Here is an 18,468-nt window from a genome sequence, read left to right as displayed (position 1 = left end):
ATGAAAAAGAAGAAAAGTTTTATTCTATTTTTAGTAATAGCGTTAGTTTTTTCACAACCTGTGTTTGCATCAAGTAGTACTCAGCTTCAAAAACAAAAGCAAAAGGTTGAGAAGAAAAAAGAAGATGCTACAAAGAAAATGGAAAAAACAAAAGATAAATTAAAGAATAAGCAAGAAGATGTAGATACGGTACAAGCTCAAATCTCAGCATTAGACAGAAAAATTGACGGGCTTACATCGAATATAAATCAGCTTGAAAATAAAATTAATTCCTTAAATTCTGAAATTATAAAAAATCAAGAGCTTTTAGATAAAACTATAAAAGATTTAGAAGAAAAGCAAAAGCTCTTCGGACAAAGAGTAAGAGCTATGTATATGAACGGAAATGTGAATTACATTGAGGTAATATTAAATTCACGAAGTATGGAGGATTTAATAAGAAACAATGAAATTATAACTTCAATAGCAAATTATGATAAAAAACTTGTAGATTATATTTCAGAACAAGCTGAATTGATTAAAAAAACAAGAGCTAAACTTGAAAGTGATAGGAATGAAGTTACTCTTTCAAAAGCAAAGCTTGAACAAGAAAAGGTTGGATTTGTTGCTGCCAACAATGAAAAACAATCTTATATGAATGTCTTACAGAAAGATTTAGAGGCATATAGAAAAGAATATGAAAAAGCCCAAGAAAATTGGAGTAAGCTTGACGGCGAAATAGTAAGACTTCAGAAAGAAATTGCAGCTGCAAAAAAACGCGAGGAAGATATTGCCAAGACAGGGAATATAAATATAAAAATAAGACCGGGAGCAAAAGTCGGTTGGCCTGTTCCGGGTCACAATTCAATTTCGTCACCATACGGAATGAGATTTCACCCGATACTTAAGATATCCAGATTTCACTCCGGAGTAGATATTCCGGCACCTAACGGTACACCGGTAGTTGCTGCAAGAGCGGGTACTGTAATAATGGCAAGAGCTATGAGCGGTTATGGAAATGTTGTAATGGTGGACCATGGAGATATTGTTACTGTATATGCACATAACAGTTCAATAAAAGTTAAAGTTGGACAAAGTGTAAGTCAAGGAGATATTGTGGCACTTGTGGGTTCAACAGGACTTTCAACAGGACCACATTTACATTTTGAAGTTAGAATAAATGGACAGACAGTAGATCCTATGGGTTATTTATAAAGGAAGAAAATTTATGAAAAAAAAGATGATAAAAATTTTAGCTGTTATATTGCTTTTAATAGGTACAAATTTTTTGACATATAATGCAGCTATATACGGCTATGGGAATGCATCTTCTACGAAATATGCAAGAATAAAATTCTTAGAGGATTATGTTAAGAAAAATTTTCTTTATCCTGTAACAGACGAAGATTTTGAGATTGGAGAATTAAAGGGAGTAATTGCAGGTTTAAATGATCCGTATTCAGAATATATGACAAAAGAAGAATACGATAAACTTATGGAAACAACATCCGGAAAATTTTATGGCATAGGTGTTGTTATAACAAAAGGGGAAGATAATTTAATTACAGTTATATCACCTATAAAAGGTTCTCCGGCAGACAAAGCAGGCGTAAAGGCACAGGATAAAATAATAAAAGTTGAGGGTGTTGAATACACTGCAGAAAAAATGAACGATGCTATTGCAGTTATGAAAGGTAAAAAAGGGACAAAGGTAAATATTACCGTATATACTCCATCTACAAGTGAGACAAGAGATTTGTCTATGGAAAGAGATGAAGTTAAAATGGAAACAATAATATCTAAAAAGATAAACAATATTGGATATATAGCAATAACTCAATTTGATGAAACTACTTATCCTGATTTTAAAGAGGCATTAAATAAGCTTGAGAGAGAAGATGTAAAGGGACTTGTTATTGATCTTAGAGGAAATCCGGGAGGAGTTGTAGATGCTGCTGCAAATATAGCGGATGAACTTTTACCTGAAGGAATGATAGTCTATGCTAAAGATAAAAATGAAAAAACTGTATTTGAATTTAAATCGGATTCAAATCAGACAGAGCTTCCAATAACAGTTTTAATTAACAAGGGAAGTGCATCTGCATCTGAAATTTTAGCAGGAGCATTACATGACCATAAGAGGGCTACAATTATAGGAACTACATCTTTTGGAAAAGGTATAGTGCAAAGTGCTGCAAGATTTCCAAAAGGAGACGGGATAAAACTTACAACATCTCAATACTTTACTCCGAATGGGGTATGTATTCATAAGATAGGAATAAAACCTGATATTGAAATTGAAATTGAAAAAGATGCAAAAGGAATAGGGGTAGAGTATTTGGATACCGATACTCAATTAAAAAAAGCAATAGAAGTATTAAATGAAAGTATAAATAAAGAGTCTCAACACTGAGACTCTATTATTTTTATAAAATTATTTAATATTATCTTGCCATAGGCGGAATATTTTCCCTCAGGATGGAAAATTACCCCGTAAATATTTTTACTTTTAAATTCAAAAGCGGCTATAGGTGAGGTATCTGTATAGCCTATATTTTTAAAACCGACAGGTAATGATTCTACACTATATCCATGAAACATATGAGTATTTTGTAAATGAGGAAGATTTTTAAATAAATCGGATGTTGAATCTAAATAGGTTACAGTTTCGCCCTTTTCAAACGGATATTTTTCTTTGCCGACATTTCCGCCAAAAACTATCGCAATTATTTCCATGCCGGAGCATATTCCCAAAATTGGAATATTAAGTTTAAATATTTTTTCATCAATCCACGAAGCATCATCTGCTTTTATATTTGAGATTCCGCCGCCCAATATAATTCCATCAACATCAAGCATAACAGCTCTTTCATAAGCGGAATTATTATCTGTTATATAAACATCAGCAAATTCCTCAATTTTTTCTTTTATTTTTTCAGGGTAAGAGTACCCGAAATCTACAATAAGTATTTTTTTCATAAACACCTCAATTAATAAATTAAATTTCCATTAAATAGTATACCCATTAATTTGTCTATATTTTTTAAAAGTTATAACAATTTATATATTAAAATCAAATTTATTAAAATCCACCTGTAGAGCCTCCGCCTGTAGAACCTCCGCTTGATGATGTTCCATAATAAGTCGAGGTTGAAGTACTTCCTATTAATGAATAATTAAATGTTGACATCATAGGATAATTCCAAAATATCGGAATAAAGATATCTGAATTTATATCTAAATTTTCTTTTAAATTATTTAACGCTTTTTCTTTTAATCCAAAAGCAATTGCATAAAGTAATAGAGTTTGTTTATCGTCATTACTTTTGTATTCAAAATTTGAAACTTTTTTTAATTCACTGTATAAAGTAGTATATAACTTGTATTGTTCATCTCCAAGAGGTGTTTTTTTGGTTATTAACATAATAGAGAGAATAAATATAATTATTGATATAGGTAGAATTAAAATAGCCAATATGCTTTTACTGATTAACAATAAAATACTCATTACAAATGCAAATAGAGAAAACAGCATAGCTGTTATTGATATTACTAAATATTTAGGCTTTTTATATATAACACCTTTTTTATAAAGTTCATCTTTGACAAGTTCATAATATTTATTAAAGTCTCTCATAAATGTCATAGAACTTGATTTTCTTGCGGAGTTTAATTGATTTGTAGAAACAGTTTTACCATCTCCATATGAGAATATTAAATCGTATAGATATTTTTCGTCTTCTGATAAATTTGTAGGAGAGTTTGTTTTTACAAATATATAATTTTCTTTTTGTTTATCTTTTTTAGTTGTATAATTTTCAACATTAATTTTTAAAAAGTCTCTTTTTTCAAAATCAAATATTGTTGCAAGAATTACAGACGGCAAATAATTTCCAATTATAAAAACGGATGCTTCTGAAGGAGATAGCTTTAAAAATTTTCCTATGGGTTGTTTTTCATTTTCATCTTTTTTTGAATAAAAGATGAAAATAACAATCATAAATATAAATGAAGGTATAATTAAAATAGAACTCAATACTTTAGCTATATCTTTATTTATCGGAAAATTTTCAAAAAATTCGTCAAGATTTTCAGAAGATACATTTTTGATATTTGTGCTTTCTGAAATAAATTCTTTTGGGAAAGAAGCAGCTATTGAAATTGAAGAACTATTTATATTATCAGAAGAAATGGTTAATGTTCCGTTACCTTCATCAATGTTAAGTTTATTCTCGGTGTAGTAGTTCATAAATTTATCTAATTTAGGAACTTCAATAGTTCCTACAAAACTTTCAATTTTTGTATCTATATCACTTAAAAAAGTATATGCAATAATACCCGAGTCAGTTCCAAGTATTGCTCCATTTTTGAGTGTATATTCAAATGTTAAATTAATAGAACCGGTCCAAGGTATATAAGCTTTAATTTTTGCGGAGTTATCTGACTTAGTAACAGTATATACATAAGAATCTCCATTTTTTGCTTTGTCAGTCGGACTGAATTTTTTATAATCAGATTTGATTATTAAATTTTCTATAGAATCACTGTTTTTAATAACTATATTTCTGTAAATTCCATTCATATTTTTAGAACTTTTATAGTTAACAGTTTCCGTAATTTTTAAGTCTCCGTTTTTTTCTACAACTACTTTAGAATCAAATTTTTGTATTGTTGTAGAACTGTCCGCAAATATATTTTGCGGGATTATTAGGAGTAATAATGTTAAAAGTAGAAATAATTTTTTCATAAATTCACCTCTTTATAAATTATACCAAATAAAAAAAATAGATAAATAAGTTATTATTAAAAAATAAAAATGGGGGTATATAAGTAACATATGACAAGGAGGATTTTATGATATACGATTTAATAGTTTTGGGGGCGGGACCTGCAGGACTTACAGCGGGTCTTTATGGTGCAAGAGCTAAACTTAATACACTTGTAATAGAAAAAGCTGTTGAAGGAGGACAAATTTCATCAACTACAGATGTTGAAAATTATCCCGGTTCATTAATGGTTTCAGGTTTAGAACTTGCAATAACAATAAAATCACAGGCAGAAAATTTTGGAACTGAATTTGTGATGGATGAAGTTATAGATGTTGAACTTGAAGGAAAAGTAAAAAAAGTAATTTGCAAAGAAAATGTATATGAGGCCAAGGTGATAATAATTGCAACAGGAGCACATCCGAGAAAAATAGGATGTGTAGGAGAAGATGAATTTATCGGCAGAGGAGTATCATATTGTGCTACTTGTGATGCTGCATTTTATCAAGACCTTGATGTATATGTTGTCGGCGGTGGAGATAGTGCCGTAGATGAAGCGTTATTTATTTCTAAATTTGCAAAAAATGTTTATATAATTCACAGAAGAGATGAATTAAGAGCAAGTAAATCACTACAAGATAGAGCTTTTAAAAATAAAAAAATTCATTTTATTTGGAATAGTGCAATAGAAGAAATAAAGGGCGATAAAATAGTAAATGAAATCAGTATAAAAAATTTAAAGACAGGAGAAATTACAAATATATCCAAGAAAGAACCATTTGGAATATTTGTATTTATAGGATATGTTCCTGCAACTAAAGTTTTTGAAGGAAAGCTTGATATGGAAGATGGATATATATTAACAGATAATAATATGAAAACAAGCGTTGAGGGTGTATTTGCAGCGGGAGATCTCAGAGTTAAAGAGGTTAGACAAGTTGTAACTGCTACATCAGATGGAGCGATAGCTGCAGTTGTTGCTGAAAAGTACATTGCAGAACAAGAAGGTACTCTTTACGAAGGTTTTAAAAATTAATCTTAAATATCTTTTACGAGAGATGTTTAAGGTGAGTTTAAATTTCACATAAATTATTTGAAAAATATTAATGGATTTGATATAATGACTTTAAATTTAATAGAACTATGATGAGGAATAGTAAATTAATTTAGAATTGTAGAGAGTTTACGGATGGTGAAAGTAGATATTTTGGTTAATTGAATCCACCTCTGAGTTTTAATTTTTAAAGTGAACCGATAAGGTTAATTAGGGTGGCAACGCGGGTCTTCTCGTCCCTTTGAGGGATGGAGAAGGCTTTTTTTTATATTAAATTAAAAGGGAGGAAGAAATGTTAGATATTAAATTTTTAAGAGCAAATCCTGAGGTAGTAAAAGAAAATATTAAGAAGAAGTTTCAAGATGAAAAGCTTCCATTAGTTGATGAGGTAATAGAGCTTGATGAACAATTAAGGGCTGTTAAAACTAAAGGAGATGAATTACGCTCAAGAAGAAATTATGTTTCTAAAGAAATTGGAGCTTTTATGCAAAAAAAAGAAATTGAAAAGGCAAATGAAGCAAAGATTGAAGTAAAGAATATAAATGATGAACTTGAAAAGCTTGAAGCGGAAGAAAAAGAGTTAGATAGAGAATTAACTCAAAGAATGATGATAATACCTCAAATTATTGACAAATCGGTTCCAATCGGAAAAGATGATTCTGAAAATGTTGAAATTGAAAAATTTGGAGAGCCTGTAGTTCCTGAATATGAAGTACCTTATCATATAGATATAATGGAAAAATTTGACGGTGTAGATTTAGATGCTGCAAGAAGAACATCAGGAAATGGATTTTATTATTTGAGAGGAGATATTGCAAGACTTCATTCTGCGATATTATCTTATGCAAGAGATTTTATGATAGACAGAGGATTTACTTATTATATTCCGCCGTTTATGATTCGTTCAGATGTAGTTACAGGTGTAATGAGTTTTGCCGAAATGGAAAATATGATGTATAAAATTGAAGGCGAAGATCTTTACTTGATAGGCACAAGTGAACATTCAATGATAGGTAAATTTATAAATACCATAACACCTGAAAATGATATGCCGCTTACGATGACATCATATTCTCCATGTTTCAGAAAAGAAGTGGGAGCTCATGGAATTGAAGAAAGAGGAGTTTATAGAATACATCAATTTGAAAAACAGGAAATGGTAGTAATTTGTAAGCCGGAAGATTCTCCATATTGGTTTGATCAATTATGGAAGAATACTGTAGATTTTTTTAGAAGTCTTGAAATACCGGTTCGTACACTTGAATGTTGTTCAGGAGATTTGGCAGATTTAAAAGTTAAATCACTTGATGTTGAAGCATGGTCTCCAAGACAAAAAAAATATTTTGAGGTTGGATCATGTTCAAATCTTGGCGATGCTCAAGCGAGAAGACTTAATATAAAATTAAAAGGTGAAGATGGCAATTATCTTGCACATACACTAAATAATACAGTAGTGGCACCTCCGAGAATGTTAATAGCATTTTTAGAAAACTTACTTCAAGAAGATGGAAGTATCAGAATACCGGAGCCGCTTCAACCATATATGGGCGGTAAAGAAAAAATTGAAATAAAGAAATAAAAAGTTTGTTTGAAATATCAATTGAAAAAAGTTAACCTATAATGTATACTGATAATACATTGGGGAGTAGCTAATATTTTTCAGTCGTCAATACGGATAATACCCGGCTGAAAACCATTTATGGTAGCAAGACCACTGTTTCGTGTGAAGCAGTGGCTTTTTTATTAACAGGAGGAATTTTATGCAATGGTATAATAAGTTGTCTGAAGAGGTTTTTGAAGAATTAGATACTTCAGAAGAAGGTCTTTCAGAAGAACAGGTGTTGGAAAGATTTATAGAATTCGGGAAAAATGAACTGGAGAAAGAAGAAAAAAAACCTTTTATAAAAAAACTTGCAGATCAATTTTTAGATCCTATGATTATTATTTTAATATGTGCGGGATTAGTTTCGGCATATTTTAAAGAGGTTGTAGATTCAATAATAATAGTTGCAATAGTAGTAGTCAATGCTACACTTTCAATATATCAAGAGGGAAAAGCGGAAGAAGCCATTGCTGCACTTCAAAAAATGTCGTCACCTAAAGCTAAAGTAGTGAGAAACGGAAAATCTATTGAAGTTGATTCGGCAGAACTTGTACCCGGAGATTATGTAATACTTGAAACAGGAGATATAGTGCCTGCCGATCTGAGACTTGTTGACAGCAAAAACTTAAAAATTGATGAATCTTCACTTACAGGAGAGTCTGTTCCGGTAGAAAAAAATGCCAAAGAGATTTATAAATCTAAAATGGAAATTGGCGATAGGACTAATATGGCTTATTCTTCGACAATAGTATCCTATGGCAGAGGGGCAGGAGTTGTAGTTGAAACAGGTATAAAAACTGAAATCGGACAAATAGCAACATCAATTCAGACAGTAGATAGAGAGCAGACACCATTACAAAAAAAACTTGCCGGTCTTTCAAAAACACTTGGTATTTTGGTGGTAGCTATTTGTATTTTAGTATTATTAGTGGGACTTTTATACAATCATGACTTTCTAACAATGTTTATGACGTCAATTTCTCTTGCAGTTGCGGCAGTGCCTGAGGGTCTTCCTGCAATAGTAACAATTGTACTGTCAATAGGAATGGGTAAAATGGCAGAGAAAAATGCTATAGTTAAGAAACTTTTAGCAGTAGAAACGCTTGGAACTACAACAGTAATATGCTCCGATAAAACTGGTACACTTACGCAAAATGAAATGACGGTAGTAAAGGCATTTATAGACTCAAAGACAATTGAAATTGCAGGAACGGGATATTTACCGAAAGGGGAAATAACATATAGCGGTCAAAATATTTTGTTAGATGACTTTAAAGATTTAAAACTTCTTGCAACAATAGCTGCACTTACAAATGATGCAAGGTTAAATATAACAGAAAACGATGAGGCATCAATAATAGGAGATCCAACTGAGGGAGCATTATTGACATTTGCAGAAAAAGTTGGATATTCGGTAGATGAATTGAACAATAAATATAGCAGAGATGCAGAGATACCGTTTGATTCAGATAGAAAAATGATGTCTACAATTCATAGCGGATATACAGAAAATAAAGCGATTTCTTTTACAAAAGGCGCTCCGGATATAGTTCTTTCAAACTGTAATTATTATTTGGATAATGGAGAAATAAAAGAGCTTACAAATGAAGCAAGAGATACAATAATGTCTGCCAATTCAAGATTTGCAAGATCCGCTCTTAGAGTACTTGCTTATGCATATAGAGAATTTGATCAGATTCCTTCGGTGCTGACAAGTGAAAATGTTGAAAGAGAAATGATATTTGTAGGGCTTACCGGAATGATTGACCCTGCAAGACCTGAAGTAATACAGGCAATATCGGAATGTAAAGATGCGGGAATAATACCTGTAATGATAACAGGTGATTACCTTGAAACCGGTCTTGCGATAGCAATTGAACTTGGAATAGCAAAAGATAAAACTCAAGCAATAATGGGAAGAGAACTCAATGATATGACAGATGAACAAATTAGAGAAATTGTCAAAGAAAAAAGAGTATTTACAAGAGTATCACCTGAAAATAAAGTTCAGATAGTTCGTGCATTAAAAGAAAATGGTCATATTGCAGCTATGACAGGTGACGGAGTGAATGATGCACCTGCAATAAAGAGAGCTGATATAGGTATAGCAATGGGCATTACGGGAACAGATGTTGCAAAAAATACTGCCGATGTAATACTGACAGATGATAATTTTGCCACAATAGTAAATGCAGTTGAGGAAGGAAGAATAATCTATTCTAACATCAAAAAATTTGTAGGATTTTTATTATCGTGTAACATTGGAGAAGTTCTTATAGTTTTAATATCAATAATATTAAATTTGCCTGTACCGCTAATTCCAATACAGTTATTATGGCTTAATCTTGTAACAGATTCATTCCCTGCGCTTGCACTTGGAGTTGAAAATGCAGATGCAAAAATAATGCAAGAGCCGCCGAGAGATCCGAATGAATCAATTTTAGATAAAGAACTTAAAATTACAGTATTAGTTCAATCAATAGCTATTACAATTTCAACACTTGGCGCATATATGATAGGGTTAAAGTGGTTTGGAAAAGAGGGAATAGGGCTTGAATACGCAAGAACTATGGCTTTTGCAACATTGATTTTATCAGAACTTTTAAGATCATATTCAGCAAGATCAATAAAAAATACCCTGTTAAGTATCGGAATATTTTCTAACAGAAAACTTGTTTCAGCTACAGCTTTTTCACTTATGCTTATGTTACTTGTAATGTATATTCCCGGAATAAGAGAGTTGTTTAAGCTTGAGAGTATAGGAATAAGGGAATGGGTAGTTGTATTAGTTGCATCCGTAATTCCTTTAATACTTGGGGAAATACAAAAAGCGCTTAGATTCGAATCTAAAAAGTCTTTCTAATAAGAAAGACTTTTTATTTTTTAGCTGTTTATATCAGTAGTGAAGATACTTATATATTTTATTATTTGAATGTTAAAACAAATATATTATAAAAACATTTTTAATATAATAGAGATTGACAGTAAAACAATAGTAAAATTTTTGGCAAAAAAAACAGATATTTAATATCTGTTTTAAGTTAAATATTCAATTAATAGATTTGGAGCGGTATAATAACTGCTATTTCCACCTATTGTATTTTCCTTTCCGATTCTTGTATATGGAGCTATAAATTTTTCGTTATATATAAACATTCCTAAGACTGCTGAAAAATTATTTATTTCAAGTTTTCCATCTTTTGAAAATTCTACAAATTGTAAAGGTTGCATTTTGTAATACTCTTGATAAATATATTTTTTCTGTAAAGCATTTTGTGAAATTTCTTTCCATTTTTCGATACAATGGTCTTTTCCACAATAAACTCCATGACTTGCATAGTCATCTATAGGTTTTAATATATAACTGTTTTTATTTTTTACCAACTCATCTATTGTATCTTCAGTGAGAGATATTGTAAGAGGTATATGCTCTTTAATAAATTCATTTTCGGAGTCAGATAAAAATTTTGTTGTTGCAGGTTCTCTTAAAATTTTAAAAATCAGTTTTGTATGCATTAATTGAGATCTAAAGGAACCCAGCATCATAAATGCATTGTCGTAGTATGCTTTTATAAAATCTTTAAATTCATTATAATGTTTCATAAATTCTATTGTAACGATTCTTCTGTACACTAAATCAACAGTATAGTCGTCCTTTTTCAGCTTACCGTCTTTATATTTTAAATCTCTTATATCAATAATTTCACAATTATATCCAAGTTCGTTATATTTTTCCTTAAACTTTTTAAACTCATGAGGAGTACCTATATCAAGAAGGTCAACTATTGCTATATTTGGTTTTTTATTATAGATTTTTTCATATATGCCAATGGATTCTTTTACCCATGGAGTAAATAAATCAACATTTTTAACATTATAGTATTTCTTAAATTCTTTCATTGCAAGAGTATTTAAAAGAAGCTCGCCAATCGTATTATCTTCATTCATTGCAGATGAGCCGTCAGTATTAAATTCACAAAATTTAAAATTTTCCTTTCCGTTGTAGAATACATCATATCTTGCGATAGGAACGGGCACATCATAGATTGGATTGTGTAAAATTAAATTTTCAAGTTCTTCTGAAAATTCAAACAACTTTCTATACTCAGAATTTATTAAATATTCATCAGTAACTTTTCTTGTAATGCTCATTAGAATAGACGACATATTTTCAAAATTTTTTCTGTCTTCTTGTGAATAGAATAGTCCTTGATAGGTTGTAGGGACAGGTTTATTTTTATATATTGCACTTGAATTTGCAACAGAATTTTTAAATTTTAAAAAGTCATTATAATATTTTTCTTCATCTGATTTTATAATTTCAATATATTTATCTACAAATTTACTGTTATACATTTTCCACCTCAATCTTATTTTTAAATACAGCTTCTTTTAATCCATATTTTTCAGCTGTTTTTTCAAATTCATTTTTAGGTACGCTATTTGAATTTAATAGTTCAAATAGAGGCATTAAATAATTTCTATCTATATCTGAAAGACCGTCATGAGCAATATTTAAAAGAACGGTTGCATGTTCAAAGATAGTTTTATTTAAAAATATCCCTAAAAGTCCTTTTTCGGCGGATGATTTTTTTGCATTAATTACATCTTCATATTTTACTTCTCTGTACATTTCGTAAAGTCTTTCAAGATTATTTTTATTATAGAAAAGCCCCTCTATAAGTGCTGCCGCTCCAAAGTTATAAGGCATTTTTACGGCATCCATCATTCTGAATTCCAAATATTTTTTTGCTCTGATATCGGGAAATACAATAGATAGGGCATGATATATAAGATCATCGTTATCTTTTTTAGGATCAAATATTGATTTAAATGGCAATTCGTTAACATCTTGAAGTTTTTTATTCTTATCTATAAAAATTGGAGTAGTATTTAAAATAAACTCGGCATATTTTTTATAAGAAAAATTATCATCAAATGCAATTTTTAGGGTTCCACTTCTATCCGGATCTGTATTTTCCCAAATAGTTTGTCTTAGATTATGTTTTTTATAAGGTTTGTTTTCGAAAATCGGACTGTTATCAAAAATAGTATATAGAATAGGAGAAATAGCATTTGCCAAAAAATATTTTTTCTTAAAATCATATTCATTTTCAAAATCTATAGATACTTGAACTGATGCAGTTCCTTTCATCATATTATGAGCCATATTTCCTTTTGATTTAAAATAATTAAACATATAGTCATATCTTTTTTTAGGGAGTATCTTTATCTCATCAATTTTTGTTTTTGGATGGTATCCAAGCGCAAGTAAAAATTGTCCTTTTTTCTCGAAAAATGGAAGTGCAATTTGCATAAAATTTTTATATTTACGTTCTAAGTCGGTTACAGATTTTTGTGCAACAACACTAAGTTCAAATTGTGCACCGGGTTCTGTTGAAACTGAGTAGTCATCTGTTTCAAATCCCAAAATAAAATCTCCATCCATAATAGGAACGGCATTAAAAAAATTACATAATTCTTTAATTGTACTGCCAACTCCATTTTCTCCATAATAGGATATTGTGTTTAAAGTATTTTTATCTATTACAAAATGCTCGAATTCCACGCCTATTTTAAAAAGATTTTTAGGTTTCTCGCCATCTTTAATATAATTTATAATTCTTTCTACTTGTTCGTTGTAATTATAATTCATACAAACCTCCTCGATAGATATTAAATACCCAATAAGTATATAAAATATTCTTTTTAAAAAATTGTCTATATAAGATTAAAAATTCATTGACACTTTAGGTTTTTATATTTATACTAATAAGAAAGGTTTATGAAGTGAGAAGTAACATAATGATACCTTCCAAGAGAGTTCGGTTTGGTGAAAACGAATAAGGTTAGTTTTGTGAATAGGATCATGGAAATTTTCAGGTAAGCTAATGTGAGCCTGTTACGTTTAATCGCGTTATTGATTGTGAGTGGGTGTATTAACATCAATTTGAGTGGTACCGCGATTAAGTCGTCTCTTTTTTTAAAGAGACTTTTTTTATAATCAAAATTAAATATCTTATGTAAAAATAGCACGAATATTCGTGCTATTTTTACGTCTAAATTTTGTCATTTCGACTGTAATGTCGTAAAAATTTTCCTTATCATTTTTACTGGAGTACCGATAGTCTTACTTTTTTGTCATTTTAACAGAGGTTTCAATAGCTTTACTTTTTTTGTCATTTCGACTGAAGTCTAGATAGCTTTTCTTTTTTTTGTCATTTCGACAGAGGTTCAGATAGCTTTACTTTTTTTGTCATTTCGACTGGAGGCGCAGCCGAAACGGAGAAATCTCATGTCATACAATGACAGAAAGAAAAAAGATCTCTCCACTCCAATTCACTGCACTACGTTCCGTTCATTTTCGGTCGAGATGACATAAAAATGTGTCGAGATGAAAAAGAAATCTATATTGACATATGAATAAATAGATTTTATAATATAAAAAGAACATATGTTCTAAAGCATCTATTTATAATAAGGAGGTTTAGTATGAATTATAAAGAGATTGACGATTTATATGTACTTGCTAAAGCTAACGATGAGAACGCAAAAGTATTGCTTTTAAAAAGACTTGATCCGCTTATTAAGTCATCTATAAAAAAATATTGCCCAATGTGGAATTTTTACGATGATTTATATAATGACGGTATTGTGATTATACTTGAGCTTATTGTATCGTTTAATTCAAGTAAAGGTTCTTTTCTGAATTATGTAAAAAATTATCTTAAGTATTTTTATCTTGATACGTTTAAATACTTGGTAAAAGATGAAAGGAATATTGGGTCATTAGATGATGAAACTGTCAAAATTTTTGAGTTTTTAGAGAGTGATTTTAACTTAGAAGAAAGTATTTTATGTAGTGATGAAGTTTTAAAATTAAGGTCAGCTTTTAGTGTCTTAACTAAAAGACAGAGAGATGTTTTAATTATGTTTTATTTTTATAATATGTCAATTTCAGATATTGCAAATAAACTTAGAATAAAATATAGAACGGTTGTCAACACTAAAACAAGAGCTATTGAAATTTTAAGGGAGGTTTTGAGATGATAGTTGATAAAAGGCCTATAAAATATAATTTTTCAAGTAGAAGCATGACAAAGATTATTTATATTGTAGTACATGATACAGGCAATTCAAATAAGGGAGCAAATGCAATAAATCATTATAGATATTTTAACGGGGGAAACAGAAATGCATCAGCACATTTTTTTGTTGATGAAAATGGTGTGGTTGAAACTGTTGAAATTTCAAAAGCCGCATGGCATTGTGGAGATGGACATGGCAGATATGGCATTACCAACAATAATTCGATAGGAATTGAGCTTTGTGTAAATGAAGGTTCTGATTTTGAGAAAACTAAAGCTAATGCGATTAAGCTAATCAGGTTCTTAATGGAAAGTTATGGCATAACTAAAAATAATGTGGTTAGACATTTTGATGCTTCAAGAAAACTTTGCCCACGTTCAATGAGTGCTGATAATTGGAAACAATGGTGGATTTTCAAAGAAATGATTTAGATATTTTGAAATATCCGCTTTTAAATTTTACATAACTTCTAACAATAAATCTGTATGATTTATTGTTTTTTTATTATTGTAATAAAAATTAATTTAGTTAAAAGAATTATTAAAAATTCATTACAATAAATAAAAATCATATAGAAGTATGGTATTATGATTATATTTCGGGTATAATATAAATGAAAATATATCTTACTTGAGGTGTAAATATATTTTTACTTAATTTATAAATTTGGAAAGGAGGAACGAAAATGTTAAAGAAAAAGAGATATTTATCAATTATTATGGCTTTGGTGATGGTGATTGCCATTTTACCAATGAATGTATTTGCAAATGAGGTAAATGAACCGGTTGAACAAACTCCTGAGACTACAGAGATTGTTTCCGAAGATAAGACACCTGTGGTTACAGAAGGTGAAAATGATGAAAATGATCCACTTGATGTGACTGAAGAAGAAGCTAATCCTGAAACGCTTTCTGATAGAGGAGCTACAGTAACGGGCGTTGCAATAATATCAAAACCTGACAAAACAGTTTATACAGTTGGAGAAGCTTTAGAATTAGCAGGTTTAAAAGTTAGGTTAACTTATTCAGATAATCATACTGACGATGTAGCGTTTGCAGATTTTGCAGGACATGCTCCTGTAATTACAACAAGTCCTGCTGATGGAACGATAGTTAATACACCATCAATTATAACTGTAACGGTTACTTGTAATCTTCAAACAGCAACTTTTCAGGTAACTGTAAAGGCACCTGCACCTGCAACAGTAACAGGAATAGCGAAGAAAACAGATCCTGACAAAACGGTTTATACAAAGGGAGAAGTTTTAGATCTAACAGGTCTAGAGGCTACTTTAACTTATTCAAATGGTGATACTGAAGATGTTGATTCTGCAGTTTTTGCATCACATAATCCTGTAATTACAACAAGTCCTGCACCCGGATCAGTTCTTAATACTGTAGGAAATCAAGATGTAACTGTAGCTTGTAATGGAAAAACTTTCAATTTCCAAGTAACTGTAAATGCACCTGTACCTGGAACAGTAACAGGAATAGCTATAAAGACAAATCCTACAAAGATGGTTTATAATGTAGGAGATAAATTGAAACTGAATGGATTGGAAGTTACTCTAACTAAAGAAGGACAACCGGCAGAAGATGTAGCATTTGCAGATTTTGCAGCACATGCTCCTGTAATTACAACAGAACCTGCTGATGATACAGTACTTGATACGGCAGGAATAAAAACTGTAAAAGTAAAATGTAATGGATTTGTAGCAACTTTTAATGTAGAAGTAAAAGCACTTGTTACACCAAGAGTATTAAGTGCGGATGTATATTATGATAAAGTAAAAGGAACTGCGCAACCTGTAGGAGCAACTGTTAAGCTTTATAAAAATGGAGTAGTATTAGGATCCGGAATAGTAGATTCTCTTGGAAACTATTCAATAGCATATAATTTTGGATATTATAACGGATATTACGGCGGATATTATGGCTATTATGGAAATGTTATTAATCCGACAAATGTAGGACATACAAGTCTATCGGGATATACAACTGCTAATACTCATGTAGTAGCTTATGACGGAAATGGAAATTATCTTGGAAGTACAACTTCAAGTTCTACAGGATATTATTATATATCTTATAGCTATGTTTCAAATTATAATGCGATAACAGTATATAAGGGATATTATGACGGATACTACGGTGGATATTATGGCTATTATGGAAAATATTCAGACAAATACTATGGATATTACTATGATTTAAGTGATTATTATCTACAAGCAGAAAAAGATGGAGAAGCATCTGAAAAATTCTGGTTAAATAATGCTTATGCTCATAATTACTGGAATGGATATTGGAACGGATATTATCCTGGATATTGGAACGGATATTATTCTAATGCTAAATATGCAACTGTAACAGATGCGAAAGCAGGCAATTCTTATGTTAAGGGATATGGAGTAAATCCATATGCAACAGTTACAGTAAAAGATAGTCTCGGTTATAACCTTGGCTCTTCTACAGCAGATGGCAACGGATATTTCACAACATACACTAACAGAGCATTAAAATATGGAGAAACATTAACAATTATAACTTCGATAAATAACTACAAAGACGTTTCTACAACATATGTTGTAGGAGGAAGTACAAGTAGCTATAGTTATAATTATAAGAACGAATTTGTAATCGGTAGCGGAAAACTTGTAAAAACAGTTGATGGAATAACAACAATACAATATATGGACGTAGCACCATATATTAAAGACGGAAGAACAATGTTACCGCTAAGATATGTTGCAGAATCATTAGGATACACAGTTTCATGGAATGCAAGCACAAGAATAGCAACATTCACAGATGGAACACACATTATCCTAGTTAGCATAGATTCAAGTAAATTCTACATTGACGGAAAAGCATATAACTTCTCAGTAAAACCTGAAATTAAGAATGGAAGAACAATGCTTCCTATTTCAGAAGTTGGAAAAGCATTAGGCTTAAGTCATGGAAATAAAGGCGAAGGAAAGAACATTGAATGGGATGCGGCAACACAAACAGTAGTGATTCAAAAAAACAAATAAGTTTCTAAATTTATATAATTAAGTATTTAAAAAATAAGGCTGCAGAGAAATCTGCAGTCTTATTTTTTATAGAGAGTTAAGATAATATCAAAAATGTTAAATAAAAATGATATATAACAACTATATTTAGAACAACTATTATTTTGATTTCTAAGTATTTTATACATTAAATTTGTTTGATATAATATTATTTGATAAGTATTTTAAGAATTAAGTCGAAATGGAGGTAAAATATGACACTTTTACAAATTACATTATTGGCTGGTTTATTGGGTGCAATACTTATGTTTTTGGGAGATATGACGCTTTACTATGATAAGAACGATTATTCATCAGATGATGGATTAAGTTCAATTATTGGTATTATGAAAAACGTAAGTAGAAAAAGGCTTTATATCGGTGGAATGCTTGGACCTATTTCAGCTTTTTTGTATTGTGTAGGATTTTATCATATAGTACTTTTTATTGATGAAAGATATTTCATTTTAGGTTGGACAGGTTTTTTAGTAAGTTGTTTGGGGATTATCTGTGGCGGAGTATATCATAGTCATTGTGCAAATTTAGGTCTTATCGGTCGACACGATAATAAGGATACTCTTGACGAAGTTTTTGATTTTTTAAAATTTCAGAGGAGAATTGTATTTGTTTTTTGTTCGATTGGCTACATTATTGTTACCGTAATTATCTTTTTGGATTTAACGGAACTTCCAAGATGGATGTTTATTTTCAGCCAAACTGTATTAATTATGTTTATTCCTTTTTTAAGAAAACTTCCTAAGGGATTTCATATGATTCTTTGCGGAGGCTGGACAAATTTAGTTTCTGTTATATATTATGTTGCAGTTTTGATAGCTTTATATAGGTAAGAAATAAAGATAGATTATAATATTAGTAATATAATAATATGTTAATAAAAATTTTTATAAGTTAATTATTTCACTTT

Annotated in this window: 13 protein-coding genes and 2 other annotated features; of the genes, 9 read left to right on the top strand and 4 right to left on the bottom strand. The window is 30.3% G+C overall.

Annotated elements, in window-relative coordinates; genetic code table 11:
* Both HMPREF0629_RS05925 and HMPREF0629_RS05920 read left to right on the top strand, forming a co-directional pair.
* Positions 1-1,194: a murein hydrolase activator EnvC gene (locus tag HMPREF0629_RS05925; RefSeq protein ID WP_036728382.1), complete on the top strand. Its 1,194-nt coding sequence runs from the start codon at positions 1-3 to the stop codon at positions 1,192-1,194.
* Between the two features lie 13 nt (positions 1,195-1,207).
* On the top strand, positions 1,208-2,392 hold the full coding sequence (locus tag HMPREF0629_RS05920; RefSeq protein ID WP_009222434.1) for a S41 family peptidase: 1,185 nt from the start codon (positions 1,208-1,210) through the stop codon (positions 2,390-2,392).
* Here HMPREF0629_RS05920 and HMPREF0629_RS05915 read toward each other — a convergent pair.
* Positions 2,383-2,958, bottom strand: a complete 576-nt coding sequence (locus tag HMPREF0629_RS05915; RefSeq protein ID WP_050747998.1) for a gamma-glutamyl-gamma-aminobutyrate hydrolase family protein — start codon at positions 2,956-2,958, stop codon at positions 2,383-2,385. The two genes, HMPREF0629_RS05920 and HMPREF0629_RS05915, sit on opposite strands and share 10 nt — an antisense overlap.
* Before the next feature lie 103 nt (positions 2,959-3,061).
* A complete protein-coding gene (locus HMPREF0629_RS05910) occupies positions 3,062-4,726 on the bottom strand; it encodes a DUF2207 domain-containing protein (RefSeq protein ID WP_009222432.1) in 1,665 nt (554 codons plus the stop codon).
* A gap of 110 nt (positions 4,727-4,836) precedes the next feature.
* Between HMPREF0629_RS05910 and trxB the strand changes: the two genes are divergently transcribed.
* From trxB to HMPREF0629_RS05895, 3 genes are all read left to right on the top strand, one after another.
* The gene (trxB, locus tag HMPREF0629_RS05905; protein ID WP_218015378.1) at positions 4,837-5,781 is read left to right on the top strand and encodes a thioredoxin-disulfide reductase; all 945 of its coding nucleotides are present in this window, start codon (positions 4,837-4,839) and stop codon (positions 5,779-5,781) included.
* Between the two features lie 98 nt (positions 5,782-5,879).
* Positions 5,880-6,043 (top strand) — a binding site (T-box leader).
* A gap of 48 nt (positions 6,044-6,091) precedes the next feature.
* Positions 6,092-7,378: a serine--tRNA ligase gene (serS, locus tag HMPREF0629_RS05900; protein WP_009222430.1), complete on the top strand. Its 1,287-nt coding sequence runs from the start codon at positions 6,092-6,094 to the stop codon at positions 7,376-7,378.
* A gap of 181 nt (positions 7,379-7,559) precedes the next feature.
* Positions 7,560-10,265, top strand: a complete 2,706-nt coding sequence (locus HMPREF0629_RS05895; RefSeq protein WP_009222429.1) for a calcium-translocating P-type ATPase, PMCA-type — start codon at positions 7,560-7,562, stop codon at positions 10,263-10,265.
* A gap of 173 nt (positions 10,266-10,438) precedes the next feature.
* On the opposite strand, the gene HMPREF0629_RS05890 is transcribed toward HMPREF0629_RS05895, so the two are convergent.
* Positions 10,439-11,758, bottom strand: coding sequence for a glutathionylspermidine synthase family protein (locus HMPREF0629_RS05890; RefSeq protein WP_009222428.1), 1,320 nt, complete (start codon positions 11,756-11,758; stop codon positions 10,439-10,441).
* Positions 11,751-13,058 (bottom strand): glutamate--cysteine ligase, encoded by a 1,308-nt coding sequence (locus HMPREF0629_RS05885; protein WP_009222427.1) that lies wholly within the window; start codon positions 13,056-13,058, stop codon positions 11,751-11,753. The genes HMPREF0629_RS05890 and HMPREF0629_RS05885 overlap by 8 nt, the downstream gene beginning before the upstream one ends.
* A 120-nt stretch (positions 13,059-13,178) precedes the next feature.
* Positions 13,179-13,384: a binding site (T-box leader), on the top strand.
* A 510-nt stretch (positions 13,385-13,894) separates the two neighbouring features.
* On the opposite strand from HMPREF0629_RS05885, the gene HMPREF0629_RS05880 reads away from it, so the two are divergent.
* From HMPREF0629_RS05880 to HMPREF0629_RS05865, 4 genes are all read left to right on the top strand, one after another.
* Complete coding sequence (locus HMPREF0629_RS05880) at positions 13,895-14,452, top strand: sigma-70 family RNA polymerase sigma factor (RefSeq protein WP_009222426.1); 558 nt, start codon at positions 13,895-13,897, stop codon at positions 14,450-14,452.
* The gene (locus HMPREF0629_RS05875) at positions 14,449-14,922 is read left to right on the top strand and encodes an N-acetylmuramoyl-L-alanine amidase family protein (RefSeq protein WP_009222425.1); all 474 of its coding nucleotides are present in this window, start codon (positions 14,449-14,451) and stop codon (positions 14,920-14,922) included. Before HMPREF0629_RS05880 ends, HMPREF0629_RS05875 begins: the two co-directional genes overlap by 4 nt.
* 254 nt (positions 14,923-15,176) lie before the next feature.
* On the top strand, positions 15,177-17,525 hold the full coding sequence (locus tag HMPREF0629_RS05870; RefSeq protein WP_009222424.1) for a stalk domain-containing protein: 2,349 nt from the start codon (positions 15,177-15,179) through the stop codon (positions 17,523-17,525).
* 233 nt (positions 17,526-17,758) lie between these two features.
* Positions 17,759-18,391, top strand: a complete 633-nt coding sequence (locus HMPREF0629_RS05865) for a DUF6796 family protein (protein ID WP_009222423.1) — start codon at positions 17,759-17,761, stop codon at positions 18,389-18,391.
* Positions 18,392-18,468: the final 77 nt, after the last annotated feature.

The sequence above is a fragment of the Peptoniphilus sp. oral taxon 386 str. F0131 genome (genome assembly GCF_000090945.1).
Taxonomy (GTDB): Bacteria; Bacillota; Clostridia; order Tissierellales; family Peptoniphilaceae; genus Anaerosphaera; species Anaerosphaera mikwangii.
This window is presented reverse-complemented; position numbering and strand designations above follow the sequence as displayed.

Coding starts and splice junctions, on each gene's coding strand:
- HMPREF0629_RS05925 (WP_036728382.1), top strand. CDS start 1: ATGAAAAAGAAGAAAAGTTTTATTCTATTTTTAGTAATAGCGTTAGTT.
- HMPREF0629_RS05920 (WP_009222434.1), top strand. CDS start 1,208: ATGAAAAAAAAGATGATAAAAATTTTAGCTGTTATATTGCTTTTAATA.
- HMPREF0629_RS05915 (WP_050747998.1), bottom strand. CDS start 2,958: ATGAAAAAAATACTTATTGTAGATTTCGGGTACTCTTACCCTGAAAAA.
- HMPREF0629_RS05910 (WP_009222432.1), bottom strand. CDS start 4,726: ATGAAAAAATTATTTCTACTTTTAACATTATTACTCCTAATAATCCCG.
- serS (WP_009222430.1), top strand. CDS start 6,092: ATGTTAGATATTAAATTTTTAAGAGCAAATCCTGAGGTAGTAAAAGAA.
- HMPREF0629_RS05895 (WP_009222429.1), top strand. CDS start 7,560: ATGCAATGGTATAATAAGTTGTCTGAAGAGGTTTTTGAAGAATTAGAT.
- HMPREF0629_RS05890 (WP_009222428.1), bottom strand. CDS start 11,758: ATGTATAACAGTAAATTTGTAGATAAATATATTGAAATTATAAAATCA.
- HMPREF0629_RS05885 (WP_009222427.1), bottom strand. CDS start 13,058: ATGAATTATAATTACAACGAACAAGTAGAAAGAATTATAAATTATATT.
- HMPREF0629_RS05880 (WP_009222426.1), top strand. CDS start 13,895: ATGAATTATAAAGAGATTGACGATTTATATGTACTTGCTAAAGCTAAC.
- HMPREF0629_RS05875 (WP_009222425.1), top strand. CDS start 14,449: ATGATAGTTGATAAAAGGCCTATAAAATATAATTTTTCAAGTAGAAGC.
- HMPREF0629_RS05870 (WP_009222424.1), top strand. CDS start 15,177: ATGTTAAAGAAAAAGAGATATTTATCAATTATTATGGCTTTGGTGATG.
- HMPREF0629_RS05865 (WP_009222423.1), top strand. CDS start 17,759: ATGACACTTTTACAAATTACATTATTGGCTGGTTTATTGGGTGCAATA.